Raw genomic sequence first — 12817 nt, forward strand, 5'->3', positions numbered from 1 at the left:
CCGCTATCGAGCCATTATCGGCCCACCATCACCTATCCAGCGTTGATCTGAATACGCTTCGGCGTATCTTCGGTCCTGCGGGGCAGGTGTATGGTAAGAACGCCATTATCCATGGACGCCTTGATTTTTTCTTTGTCCACCGCGTCAGACAGGGTAAAGGTCCGGCGGTATTCGCACCCGGTGAATTCCATGACTGCAAGATTCCTGTTGTCGTCACAGTCATGCGGCGAAGTGCCGGAGACGATCAGCTCGTTCTCGTTCAGGTCGATGGCCATATTGTCCATACCAACGCCGGGCATGTCCAAAAAGATATGAAAACCGTCTTCCTGCTCCACAATGTCGGTAGCAGGTTTAATCTTGGGCAGTGCTGCGTCGGCCTTTTGGATGTCAGTGCTCATGGTCTGCTCCTCCTTATTCCGCTGCAATACTGATCTTACGGGGTTTGAATTCCTCGGCCTTGGGCAATGTAATGGACAGAATGCCGTTAGCCAGGGTTGCTTTTACGTCGTCCCGGTTCACAACGCTGCCGAGCTGGATGAGACGCTGGAAAGCGCCGGTAGGACGTTCCTGGCGATAGTAGCGTCCCTTTTCCACTTTGCGTTCGCCCTTGAGAATGAGGCTTTTGTTGGTAAGGGTAAGGTCAAGGTCTTCCATTGCCACGCCGGGAATTTCGGCGCGCACGTAAACTGCGTGCTCATCCTCGCTGACCTGCAGCGGCGGATAGGCCATTCCCCGTTGCGAAGAGAAGAAGGGCCGCGCGAATTCCTGAAAGAGTTTATCCATCTGCGTGGGAAAGCTGTAGTAAGAGCTGAAATCAATAACCATAGTTAAGCACCTCCTGACGGATCAAGATTGGTTACGTCAGAATAGATAATCGCGGTCTGCTGGTTGTCAAGAAGTGCTGTGGAAAAGTGTGTCAAGAAACGCGGGCGCCAGGAGATGGAGTGCCCCCTGCCGCCCGTGTCGTAGAGAATATCGCGGAAATTTCACGGGAATTTCACGAAAATTTTATCGTCTAGTGAGGGGCGAGCGGATCAGTCGTCGGACTTTTTCCACTTATCCTGGGGAATGGCCTCGTCAATGAGCATGACCGGGATTTCGTCCTTGATGGGATAGACCACGTCGCAGGCGTCGCAGACGAGTCCGTCTTCTTCCCCGGTGATGTGCAGTTCGCCCTTGCATTTGGGGCAGGCCAGAATATCGAGAAGGTTTTTGTTCAGCGCCATGGCTAGTCTCCTGTAAGTCTCTGAGCGTTATGGCCCAGAGATACGTGTTTGCCCCCGCAAGTGCAAGATATGGAAGGCGACCACTCTGGTGCCGCGGGAAAAGCAGCGGAACACACTCCAACTTTGGCCGTGACTTTGCTGCGGGAATATGGTCCGGTAAAGCATTGTGAAACAGAACATTTTCCGGCCGACAAGCAGTTCGACCCTACAAGCCGCCCCAGAATTTCGGGCGGCCTAGCAATTTGGAAGCAAGCTCATGAGTGAAATAGATCTGCACACCCATTCCACGGCATCGGACGGGACAATGACGCCCTCCGAACTTGTAGACGCGGCAAAAAATGCGGGCCTGAAGGCCGTTGCCCTTACCGACCACGACACCGTGGCCGGGCTGGACGAGGCGCGCGAACGGGCCGCACAGACAGCCATGGAATTCATTCCCGGCTGCGAGCTGACCGTGAAGCTGGAAAAGCGCACCGTGGACATTCTTGGATATTGGATACCCAAGCAGCCCGAACAGTTGGTCAAAGCTCTGGGTTTTCTCAACGAGGAACGTCGCAAGCGCAACGAATACATTGTGGAACGGCTGCAAAAGCTGGGGATCGGGATCACCTACGACGACGTTCTTGCCCATGCCGACGGCACGGTGGGCCGCCCCCATATTGCGCGGGCGCTGCTGGAGGCGGGTGCGGTTTCCAGCATAACCGAGGCGTTTGGCAGGTTTTTGGGCACAAGCGGTGCGGCCTACGTGGCCAAGCAGGTCTTTTCTCCGGAAGAAGCCCTGGAATTGCTGACCCAGGTAAAGGCCACCCCCGTACTGGCCCATCCGGGCATCTACAAGTTCGACCTGAGCACCCTGCACCGTTTGCTCATCCGCCTCAAGGAGCATGGGCTGGCCGGGCTGGAGGTTCTTTATTCCGAACACTCGGCCAATCAGGTCTACGACTATTCCCGTCTGGCCGAGAAACTCGACCTGGTCATCACGGGCGGATCGGATTTTCACGGCACGGTCAAGCCGAACATTCATCTTGGAACGGGCAAGGACAACCTGGATATACCCTACAGCGTTCTGGAAGGGCTCAAAGCGCTTCGGGATAAGCAAGGCCTGTCCGTATAGTCCAGCTACGGGGAAAGCCGCTTACAGGGCTTTTACGCAGTTATTTGAAGATTGGTGGCGGAGAGGGTGTGAAAAACACTTGACTTCATCCCATACTGGCTTATTTTATAATCGTGCCCCAAAAAGGGCTTACGCAAAAGGTTCCAGTCGGCAACAACCCGTAACCCAACCTTATGCCCGCAGAAGCGGGCCGGTGAGAGTGGTTTCGAGTCGGCAAGTGAACAACGTAAACTAACCTCCGTGACCGCCCGGCAATCCAATGGGGATTTGTCGGGCGGTTTGTTATTTCCATCCCCCTGTTTCTCTTCCGCCGCTTTGTTCTGGACTTCCACCCGCCCCCCGCCGCATAATGTCGCGTTATGAAAAAGCTGTGTATTGTCCACGCCAACTGTCAGGGCGACCCTCTCATCAGTTATTTGCAAGCCTGTCCGGAATTCAAGCGCACCTACGAAGTGCGGCAGTTCGTCAACTACACCCGCCAGCCCGTGCCCGAAGTCTATCTGCGGCAGGCTTCCGTGTTTTTATATCAGCATCTTACCGACGATTGGGCCGATATTGCCAGCAGCAAACTGCTGCCCAAGCTTTCTTCACGCTGTGCCACCTTGTGCATTCCCAACATGTTCAGCAAGCATTGCTGGCCGTTTTGGTTTGGGCCGCCCGACTTTGTGTATGGTGACACGTTGTTGGACAGTCTTATTGAGCGGGGTCTGAACAAGAGCCAGATACTCTACCTGTATTGCGACAGTCCGCTTGTGCTGAAGCAGGATCTGGACTCCATCCTGGAGCAATCCATGGCCCGCGAAAAAGAAAAGGAAGCCTTTACTCCCATAAAATACCTGGACGAGGTGCAGAGCAATTTCCGGCACAAAAGGCTTTTTTACACCCCCAACCACCCGCACCGCATTTTGACGGACAAGGTGGGCGCGTATGTTTTGGACTTTTTGGGGCTGCCGCCGCTTACCCCGGAACAGCTCGCCGCCCAGCCTTTGCATTATGACGAATGCGAGCTGCCCATTCACCCGCGTATTGCCAAATACCTGGGGCTGGAATTCGTAGCCCCGGACGCGGTGTACAGGATCTACAAGAGGAAAAAGACGTTTGCCCAGTATGTGGAAAACTATGTGGACTGCAAGCTGCTGGGCGAGAGCGATTTTATTTCTTATCTGCTTTTACGCTGAGAAGCCCTTGGCCCGCCAGGGCGTTGAAAATCTCGTGCTGGCTGCGCCAAAGGCACATCCCAACCTTGATACACTTTATCGGCTTAAGAAAAGAGGATGCTGGATAGGGGAAGCCATGGTGTCCCTTCGTTCGTCAGCCTAGCTACTTTCTATGATTCTTTGCCAGAAACAGTGGGGGGACCTGATAAGGCCAGGTCCCCCCGGTTGTTTCCGGCACCTTCCCCTCCCCCTCCAGCCTCAAGGGGCCGCAGGTATCTGGCAAGAAGTCATTACCGCCTCTTTGTACCAAGTCAGGTGAGATAGCACCCTTGCGCCATAGGTTCGCACGCTGCATTGGCAGGTCTTCCGTTGTAGCACCGCCACGAAGCGTGGCGAAATGAAGGCCATTGATGATGTGAACTTAAAGGGCGCAGTGGATGCAGCTTTTTTGGCTGTCTGCGGAATTGAGGGATTCCAAAGACCCCCTTACCACATGGCCTTTGTTTCCTAAAATTTTGCCGGGCAAAATTTTAGGAAACATAACGCAGGTCCAGGAGCATCATGCTCCTGGCGGGGTGTGGGGCAGCGCCCCACTCTCTCCAACGTTTATCTCAGCTGTTGTCGTTTACGGGCTTTACGAGGATAACCACCCGCCTGTTGCGCGAGCGGTTTTCGGGGATGGGTTCGCCGGAGGAAGTAAGGTTGGGCACCACGGGCCGGGTATCGGCCAGGCCCATTACTTTGACCTTGTTCTTGGGCAGGCCGTCGTCGATGAGGCGGCGGGCAACGGCGCTGGCGCGGGCCGAGGAAAGTTCCCAGTTGGAGGGGAAGCGGGCCGAATGCATGGGCACGTCGTCGGTATGACCTTCCACGATATAGTCGTATTCCCCTGCATTCTGGACCAGGGGCGCGGCGATCTTGCGCATGACGCTGAGCGCACGCGGGGTAAGCTCGGCACTGCCCGAGAGGAAGAAAACCGCGCCCTTGAGTTCGATGGCCACGGCATCGGGCCGCATGGTCAGGCGCACGGTGTCGGAGTCCAGCTTGAGTTCGCGGGCCAGTTCCAGCTGCACCTCGAACAGATTGCGGGCCGGGGCCACGGACATGGTCAAACTGCTGGCTGTTGGCGGTGCCTGCTGTTCGGCTTTGCCGCCCATGGCATCGGACAGGGACTGGGCCACGGTGGAGTACTTGTGCTTATCGACTTCGGAGATTGCCAGGATAAGGACGAAAAAGCAGAGCAGCAGGGTCATCATGTCGGCCAGGGTGAGCGCCCAGCCTTCGTCCTCGTCGTGCTGCTTTTTTTTAAAGGGGAATAAATCGTTGTTCATGGCAACCGCCCACTCCCGGCACTTGGGCGTCGGGAGCTTTCGAGCATATGGTTATTTGGTGCGCTTCTGGATGGATGCCCACCGCCGCGGCGGCAGGTAGCCCTTGAGTTTGTCCAGAACGATGGGTGACGGGGTCTTGTCCTTGATGAACAGGATTCCGTCGCGGATGACCGACATCATAATGACGATCTGCTCGATGCGTTTTTCCACCTTGATGGCAATGGGCAGAAAAAACAGGTTGGCGAACAGTGCGCCGTACAGGGTCGTGGTCAGGGCAGTTGCCATGGCCGGTCCCAGTCGGGTCATGTCCGCACTCATGGCCTGCATCATGGCTATGAGACCGATAAGGGTACCGATGATGCCGAAGGCCGGAGCGAACTTGCTCATGGTGCGGTAGATACCTGCGGCCGAGGTTTCCTGCTCGTAGTACTGGTGAATGCGGTTATCGAGGATTTCCTTGATTTCGTCCTTGGAGTAGCCGTCGATGAGCATTTGCAGGCCGTTTCGCAAAAATTCGTTGTCTATGCCCTTGAGCATGCGTTCCAGATGGGGCTCGCCTTTTTTGGAAACCACGTCCGAAAGATAGACACATTCGGAGATATAGTTGCCCAGGGGCAGTTCCTCTGCGCCCAGAGCCATGAGAAAGACCTTGAGCATGCGCATGACTTCGCGCAGGGGATAGCAGATGAACGTGGCTGCAAGCGTGCCGCCCAGCACGATGGCAATGCCCGGCAGGTTGATGAAAACCATGACATTTTCGGTGGAAAAGTAGGTGGCGACGCACAGGATGCCGATACCGAAAATGAAGCCGAAAACAGTCCCTATGTTCATTTGCCCGCTCCCTTAATAGACCGGACAAGTGTGAACAGTTCATCCTGCACGTCCTCGGCCTCGGCGTCGTCCACAAATTCCTTGCCCTTGGCTTCTTTTTCCACAACCTGGGCAATCTTGCGCGAGAGGTTGGCCATGATCTTCTTTTTGGCGTCGTCCTCGGCCAGGGCCATGAGCACGCCGAGTTTGTAATAGCCCAGTTTTTCGAACACCTGCTTGAGGGTAGAGCTGTCCACGTAGACGATGTCGTCGATCTCTTCCAGCTCGTCCACGGACTTCTTTTTCTTTTTGACCTTCTTGAAGAAATCCGGGTCCTGGGCCTCGGCCCATTCCAGCCCCCGCTGCTTGTGCACAAAAAGCAGGGTTTCGGGCACCTCGCCGTGGCTCATTTTTTTGTAGAGCATCTCCGGCGTGGTCTCGACCTCTTCGGCAAATTCGAAGATATCCACATATTCCATTTCCGTGGTCAGGGAAAAGCTGGTCTTTTGCAGTTCCTTGTGCAGGTTGTTGGTCACTTCCTCGAACGTGGCTGGGTCGCGCAGGGTGATGTAGCGTTCGGGAAAAGCCGCTTTTTGGGATTTGAGATTGGTAATTTCTATGACTTTGAGATTGTGAAGCTTTTTAAGAATGGTATCGATTTCCAGCTGGCTGACCAGAATGATGCTTTTGATCTGTTTACAGACATGGGTGTAGCTCAGGCCCAGGTCGTAGTTCTGGATGCGCTGGCGCTCTTCCATGGGCATGCGCTGATGCAGAAGAAAATAGAGTTCAAGAAGCTGGCACACACTGAGAAAAGAACTTTCGTAGACCTGGTCGGGAATAAGCTGGGTGGTCTTTTCCAGCCGCCGGATAAGTGCCTTGGTGAGAAATTGGATGGTCTTGGGACATTGGTTGAGCAGGTTGTACAGCACCGGTTTGCTCAAAACCATGAGTTCGCAGAACTCGGCGGCCTCGGCATTGGCGGTTCGCCTGTTGCCCGCCAGGATGCCCATTTCACCGAAGATCTCTCCTTCTCCCAGACAGTCGAGGATGACCTTTTTCTGATTCATGGTCCGGAATATATTCACGGCGCCCTTACGGACCATGTAGGCCACGTTGCTTTCATGATCTTCCTTGAAGATCAGCTGGCCTTTATAAAAAGTTTTGATGTTTGGCGTTTGCGGCTTGATCATGTCGGACCCACTACCCCCGCGGATTAAGTAACTCTTTCCAACTTCACTTTGATAAGGGAAAAGCCCTTTCAAAGCAATGGTAGCAGGATTTCTTTTCAGAAATGTAACCCCGCAAATTGCCAGGTTTTCCAAAGACCCAACCCCGCATTTCCCTTGGAATGGCACAAGGGCTCTGCTATTGCTAGACGCACACCTGTCGGATTGAGTATCTCCCGTATGCAATTCGTCGAAAACGCGACACTGCTTTTTCGGCCAATGGCTGGATAATGGTGCACGACGAGCGCAGAGAAACAGCCGACAGGCAGGAACCGAACGTCCATCACTCCGAGTGGGGGGGAGAAGCTATGGAACGCCGCATCACAACGCAGGAAATCCGCCTTGCCGATGCTTCGGGCACTGTACGGGCAAAGCTGTACATCGGTCCGGAAGGCAGTCCCGTTGTGGACGCCTTTGACGCAACAGGCATGATGGTTTCGCGCACCGACCTGTGTGCCACGACGTCCGGTGGGCCTTGCGCTTTCACGCCCCCCTCCGGAAACGGCAAGGAAAACATCTTCGAATACCAGGACCGCATTGAAGAGCAGGTCCGAAAAGCCGGGCCCGGCCCCGTGATTTCGGGCCACAAGCTGTATTTGGACTTTCGGGAGAACGAAACCGAAGCCAGCGCCCGGTATCTCAACGAGGTGATTACCGTTTCCAGCGAAATCGTGGACGTGCAGATCCGCGAATACGGGGACATCTACGTGGGGCTCAAAGGAATTTCCAATTTCAACACGGAAGTGGTCTGCTACTTTACGCAGCGCCAGCGTGAGATGGTTTCCCAGCTCAGACCGGGCATGAAAATCCGCCTCAAGGGGAAATGCACCGAGTTCGTCAACAACAGGGTCAAACTCTGGGGATGCCTGCCCGCCGGTTGATGTACACCGCGCTCCGCACAGAGAGCCCCTGTCCGGCACCTGAATACGTGGGATATCTGGTCACACGGCTTGCTGCAACGCAGAAGACGGGTCGATAAGACTTGTAAAACAGAGCGGTTGCAGTCTATTGGCAAGCAGACCGGACGGACTCGGCTGCAGGAGTGCGCACAGCACGCGGGCACTCCTTTTTTCACATCGTGCAGACCGGCTCGGCTGAGCACAGCCCGAAACAGGGCTGCCTGAACCGTCGGAACCGAAAACAGCAAATTACCCAAACCATGGAGGGGAAAACAGCCATGCAGCATACCATCTCGGCGCTCGTGCATAACCGACCCGGTGTTTTGGCCGATATGGCGGACAAATTCAAAGGCCACGACGTCAACATCAGAAGCATCTCGGCCGGAGAGACCGAAAAACCGGAAATAACCCGCATCGTCATCAGCGTGGACGGACAAAGCGAAGACGTCAAAGCCATCCGCCAGGCCATGTCCACCATGGAAGTCGTCATCTCCGTGGACGACATGGACCGCCGCGACTTTGTAGACCGCGAACTGGCCCTGATAAAGGTTGCCATGGACCGCGAATCCACAACCCAGCTCATGCAGATTTTCGAGGTTTTCCGGGCCAACGTGGTGGGCATGGGAACAGAAACCATCACCGTGGAAATGACCGGCGACGAGGAACGGGTTGCCGCGTTTGTCCGCATGTTGGCGCCCTTTGGCATCAAAAGCATGTGCCGCACCGGCATGATCGCCCTCAAGCGGGGCGACGACTAGACGCTGTCGGAGCACTCTGTCCGACGCGTCCACAGATCTTTCCTAGACGCGGTCGGAACACTCCGCACGCCGCGTCCACAGATCTTTCCGGGAGGCTAAAAACAATGCTTACATCGCTTAACGGGCTTATTGAAGAAGTCCTACGCAGTGAGAAAACGCCCAGAGTGGCCGTGGCTCGCTGTGCAGACGCCTTTGTTCTGCAGGCGGCGCACGATGCCTGGGAAAAGCGCCTGGCCCAGCCCATACTCATTGGCGACATGGACAAGGCCGCTACCGTGGCCCAGGACCTGAACATAGACATCAGCGGCTTTGAAAGCCTGCACATAAACGACGACGTGGAGGCCGTGGCAACGGCAGTACGGTTGTACCGCGAGAAACAGGCCGACCTGATAATGAAGGGGCTGGTCTCCACCGCCACCCTGCTGAAGGCCGTGCTGAACAAGGAAACCGGCGTACCGCCCAAGGGCATACTCAGCCATGTCTGCGTGTTTGAAGCGCCACACGAAGACCGGCTCATCCTGCTGACCGACGCGGCCGTGAACATCAGCCCCAACCTGCAGCGCAAGGCCGATATTCTGCACAACGCCCTGAACGTGGCCCGGGCACTGGGCATCCAGCGTCCCAAGGCGGCCATCCTTGCGGCCACGGAAAAGGTCAACTACCCGGCCATGCCCGCCACTCTGGATGCCAGCCTGCTGGCCAAGATGGGCGCGGAAGGCGCTTTCGGCGAGGCCGACATTGCAGGCCCCATGGCCCTGGACGTGGCCCTCAACCCCCAGGCCGCAAAGACAAAAGGCATCAGCAATGCCGTGGCAGGACGGGCCGACATCATCTGTGCGCCGGACATCGAAGCAGGCAATGTGCTCTACAAAATGCTCGCCACCTTTGTACGCCCTGCCATGGGCGGCGTGGTGGTCGGCAGCTCCGTCCCTGTCGTGGTTCCTTCCCGCGGTGATACCGCAGCAACCAAACTCAACTCTTTGGCGTTAGCCGCATATCTCAGCAGGAGGAGTGCGTGAATCCCTGGCTTTTGACCATAAACCCCGGCTCAACAACCACCAAGGTGGCCCTTTTCCACGGCCGGGAAACTGTCTTTTCCCAAGAAATCTCCCACCCCAAAGAGGAACTTTCCCGTTTTCCCAGGGTGCTGGACCAAAAGGAATACCGCAAGGCCGCTGTGCTGCAGAGCATGGCAGACCACCCGCCCGTTCCCAAGACGCTCGACGCCGTTATTGGACGGGGCGGTCTGCTGCGCCCGCTTACGGGCGGCGTATACAAGGTGGACAGTGTGATGCTGGACGACCTGGCCGCAGCCCGCTACGGCGAGCACGCCTGCAACCTGGGCGGCATCATTGCCGATGAACTGGCTGAACAATTCGGCTGCTCCGCCTACATAGTGGACCCGGTGGTGACGGATGAACTGACTGATCTGGCCAAGTATACGGGCCTGCCCGGCATGAAGCGGCGCAGCGTATTCCATGCCCTGTCGCAACGGGCGGCTGCCCATTGGGCCGCGGAACAGGTGGGCAAACGGTACAGCCGGGGATGGTTTATCGTGGCGCATATGGGCGGCGGCATATCCATTGGCGCACACGCCTGCGGACGCATCGTGGACGTGACCAACGGACTGGACGGGGAAGGCCCCTTTACCCCGGAACGGACCGGGGCGCTCCCGCTGATTCCCGTGCTGGAAAAGATAGAGCGTGGCGAAGAAACCCTGCAGAGCATGAAGGACCTGATCCTTACCCAGGGCGGGCTTTTCGGCTACTCCGGGTCCAATGATCTGCGTGTTATCGAGGAACGAAGCCGCAAGGGCGATACTGACGCCACCATGCTGGTGCAGGCCCTGGCCTACCAGGTGGCAAGGGATATCGCAGCCATGGGACCGGCGCTCATGACCCAATTCGACGCGGAGATCGACGCCATTGTGCTTACGGGCGGGCTGGCCCGAAGCGATATGCTGACCGGGCTGATTCGGGAACGTATCCGCTTTCTGGGCCCGGTGTTCGTGGTCAAGGAAGTGGAAGAACTCCAGGCCATGGCCGACGGCGTCACCAGGGCGCTGACCGGTGAAGAGACTGTCCACAGCTATGCCGACGCTGCTTCTGCCGACTGATATTACCGATTGATATTGCTTCCACGCCGGACATCCGTACCGGCGTGGATTTTTTCACGTCCCAGTGCCCTCAATCCGGGGCCAGTTTCCCAATCCACCCCACGTGGTTGCCCGGCTCATCCCCCAGCCTGCCCTCAATGCATGGTGAACAGGCTGAAACAAAACGCCTCGCCCTCGAGGGTTTCAAATTTTCCGAAACAACGAAGAGCCACGCTTGAATATATATCTGATTGACCCAGGAGAATATCAGGCGGCTCAAAATGGGGGGAGAGCAAGGCGCAAGGCCTCTTCAAACGCGACGTGTACTCTTCTCGTACACGAGCGGATTGAAGAGAACGCGGCAACGAAGCTATCGCCCCATGCAACACTGAAATTTCTCAGGCGGCTCAAAACGATACGGAAGCAAGGCGTGAGAGAAATGCAAGGCCGACGCGTATTCTTCTCTGCGCGAGGATTTGAATTTCCCGAAACAACGGAGCAGCCACGCTTGAATATATATTTGATTGCCCCAGAGAATATCAGGCGGCTCAAAATGGGGGGAGAGCATGGCGCAAGGCCTCTTCAAACGCGACGTGTACTCTTCTTGTACACGAGCGGATTGAAGAGAACGCGGCAACGAAGCTATCGCCCCATGCAACACTGAAATTTCTCAGGCGGCTCAAAACGATACGGAAGCAAGGCGCGAGGGAAATTCAAGGCCGACGCCTATTCTTTTCTGCGCGAGGATTTGAATTTCTCGAAACAACGAAGCAGGCACGCTTGAATATATATTTGATTGCCCCAGGAGAATATCAGGCGGCTCAAAATGGGGTGAGAGCAAGGCGCAAGGCCTCTTCAAACGCGACGTGTACTCCTTCTCGTACACGAGCGGCTTGAAGAGAACGCAGCAACGTGGCCTATCGCGCCATATAACACTGAAATTTCTCAGGCGGCTCAAAACGATACGGAAGCAAGGCGTGAGGGAAATTCAAGGCCGACGCGTATTCTTTTATACGCGAGGATTTGAATTTCTCGAAACAACGCCGCTAACGTGTCGTTTTCAGCCGCCTGAAAAAAAATGCCCCGCAAGGGGATGCGGGGCACGGGGGATGGGATGGAGAACCAGGTTCGCTTTGGAGTGCGTTCCTAGAAATTTTATGCAAGAGCTATATCAAAACGGGGCTTTCACCCGGTTCCGTTTCGGTTTTTTGTATGGCGCTGCCTAGAGGGAAGCTGCCATCGAGTAACGAGCTGCGTTGAACACACCGGCACGCTTCATATTGGGCGCAGCGGAGGTTGCTTCGGTGGCCGAAAGCAGATGGGCCAAAGCCGCGGGCGTGCAGACGTCTTCTTCCATGGCAAAGAGGATCTTGGCGTTTACGGCGAAAGCCTTGATGGTGCTCATTGCCTGCAGGGAACACTTGCCACGCTGGGGCATGTAGATGACGGCATCCATGTACTCAACGGTCATGTTCAGGGCATGGTTGCAGTTTTCGGCGAAGTGCGCCTTGCCGCCCAGGGCAGAAACAGCCGTAGCAATGGATTCGCGGATATTGATATCTGCGGCTACTACAAGAATATTATCGTACTGCGTATTATTCATGGTCGTCTCCGTTTTTGGCGGGCCAGTGCCTCGCGCTTTGTTTTCTCTTAGGCATAACCCGTGCCAAAAAGCTCGAAAGACTGTTTTTCTCTAAAAAACAATTTTAACACCTTGTTTTTCATGTTTTTTAAAAAAATTATTGTAATTTTTTACGAACTCGCAGGAGATCTTGGGGGGACTTTTTTCCAGATCGACCACCTCATTTTGATCTGGTTCCTCAAAATGAGACAGCCGGGACGACCATGTTGATCATTTCGATCAACATGCGTTCGGCTCAAACCCCTTTTTCACTGCTTGGCCCGGAAAAGGAGCAGCAAAGGGTGTGAACACTCCTGCGAAACAAGGGAGTTCGGACCATTTCCTCCCTGTCCTTCGCCTTCCAACAGGCGTTTGGAGGGGGTAAAACGCCCATCGTCTCTGAATCGCCGCAAGGGAACAAACTTCTTTAATGGATTGATTACCGGATGAGGCCTTCAATGGCACAGGCGGCTGAAAACAATGCGGAAGCAAGGCGTGAGGGAAATTCAAGGCTGACAACTTCGGCCTGTTCCCCTTAAGGAAATTCAATTTTCAAGACCACGCTCCGCAGGCGGCC

At 55.6% G+C, this 12817-nt stretch carries 13 protein-coding genes; 6 read left to right on the top strand and 7 right to left on the bottom strand.

The window, feature by feature from the left end:
- Positions 1-32: 32 nt before the first annotated feature.
- The 3 genes from ACI0FJ_RS12955 to ACI0FJ_RS12965 form a co-directional block, all read right to left on the bottom strand.
- Positions 33-398 carry an Hsp20/alpha crystallin family protein gene (locus tag ACI0FJ_RS12955; RefSeq protein WP_424304189.1) on the bottom strand — a complete coding sequence of 122 codons (366 nt, stop codon included), beginning with the start codon at positions 396-398 and terminating at the stop codon, positions 33-35.
- Between the two features lie 13 nt (positions 399-411).
- Complete coding sequence (locus ACI0FJ_RS12960) at positions 412-825, bottom strand: Hsp20/alpha crystallin family protein (protein ID WP_424304192.1); 414 nt, start codon at positions 823-825, stop codon at positions 412-414.
- Between the two features lie 209 nt (positions 826-1034).
- On the bottom strand, positions 1035-1226 hold the full coding sequence (locus ACI0FJ_RS12965) for a Trm112 family protein (RefSeq protein ID WP_424304195.1): 192 nt from the start codon (positions 1224-1226) through the stop codon (positions 1035-1037).
- A gap of 256 nt (positions 1227-1482) precedes the next feature.
- On the opposite strand from ACI0FJ_RS12965, the gene ACI0FJ_RS12970 reads away from it, so the two are divergent.
- Positions 1483-2340, top strand: a complete 858-nt coding sequence (locus ACI0FJ_RS12970) for a PHP domain-containing protein (RefSeq protein WP_424304197.1) — start codon at positions 1483-1485, stop codon at positions 2338-2340.
- Between the two features lie 359 nt (positions 2341-2699).
- Positions 2700-3518 carry a WcbI family polysaccharide biosynthesis putative acetyltransferase gene (locus ACI0FJ_RS12975; RefSeq protein WP_424304200.1) on the top strand — a complete coding sequence of 273 codons (819 nt, stop codon included), beginning with the start codon at positions 2700-2702 and terminating at the stop codon, positions 3516-3518.
- A 590-nt stretch (positions 3519-4108) separates the two neighbouring features.
- Here the strand turns inward: ACI0FJ_RS12975 and ACI0FJ_RS12980 are convergent.
- The 3 genes from ACI0FJ_RS12980 to ACI0FJ_RS12990 are packed head-to-tail and all read right to left on the bottom strand — an operon-like array spanning position 4109 to position 6831.
- Positions 4109-4828 carry an OmpA/MotB family protein gene (locus ACI0FJ_RS12980; protein WP_424304203.1) on the bottom strand — a complete coding sequence of 240 codons (720 nt, stop codon included), beginning with the start codon at positions 4826-4828 and terminating at the stop codon, positions 4109-4111.
- Between the two features lie 51 nt (positions 4829-4879).
- Positions 4880-5659, bottom strand: coding sequence for a motility protein A (locus ACI0FJ_RS12985; protein WP_424304206.1), 780 nt, complete (start codon positions 5657-5659; stop codon positions 4880-4882).
- Positions 5656-6831, bottom strand: coding sequence for a cyclic nucleotide-binding domain-containing protein (locus ACI0FJ_RS12990; RefSeq protein WP_424304209.1), 1176 nt, complete (start codon positions 6829-6831; stop codon positions 5656-5658). Before ACI0FJ_RS12990 ends, ACI0FJ_RS12985 begins: the two co-directional genes overlap by 4 nt.
- 344 nt (positions 6832-7175) lie before the next feature.
- Between ACI0FJ_RS12990 and ACI0FJ_RS12995 the strand changes: the two genes are divergently transcribed.
- The 4 genes from ACI0FJ_RS12995 to buk all read left to right on the top strand — a co-directional run bounded on the left by ACI0FJ_RS12995 (position 7176) and on the right by buk (position 10640).
- A complete protein-coding gene (locus tag ACI0FJ_RS12995) occupies positions 7176-7748 on the top strand; it encodes an OB-fold protein (protein WP_424304212.1) in 573 nt (190 codons plus the stop codon).
- Between the two features lie 296 nt (positions 7749-8044).
- On the top strand, positions 8045-8524 hold the full coding sequence (gene ilvN / locus ACI0FJ_RS13000; RefSeq protein WP_424304214.1) for an acetolactate synthase small subunit: 480 nt from the start codon (positions 8045-8047) through the stop codon (positions 8522-8524).
- A 104-nt stretch (positions 8525-8628) separates the two neighbouring features.
- On the top strand, positions 8629-9543 hold the full coding sequence (locus ACI0FJ_RS13005) for a phosphate acyltransferase (RefSeq protein WP_424304216.1): 915 nt from the start codon (positions 8629-8631) through the stop codon (positions 9541-9543).
- Positions 9540-10640, top strand: a complete 1101-nt coding sequence (gene buk / locus ACI0FJ_RS13010; RefSeq protein ID WP_424304218.1) for a butyrate kinase — start codon at positions 9540-9542, stop codon at positions 10638-10640. The genes ACI0FJ_RS13005 and buk overlap by 4 nt, the downstream gene beginning before the upstream one ends.
- Before the next feature lie 1201 nt (positions 10641-11841).
- Here buk and ACI0FJ_RS13015 read toward each other — a convergent pair.
- Positions 11842-12222 carry a hypothetical protein gene (locus ACI0FJ_RS13015; protein ID WP_424304220.1) on the bottom strand — a complete coding sequence of 127 codons (381 nt, stop codon included), beginning with the start codon at positions 12220-12222 and terminating at the stop codon, positions 11842-11844.
- Between the last annotated feature and the right edge of the window lie 595 nt (positions 12223-12817).

Origin of the sequence: Desulfovibrio sp. 7SRBS1 (genome assembly GCF_049723905.1) — a bacterium.
Classification (GTDB): domain Bacteria; phylum Desulfobacterota; class Desulfovibrionia; order Desulfovibrionales; family Desulfovibrionaceae.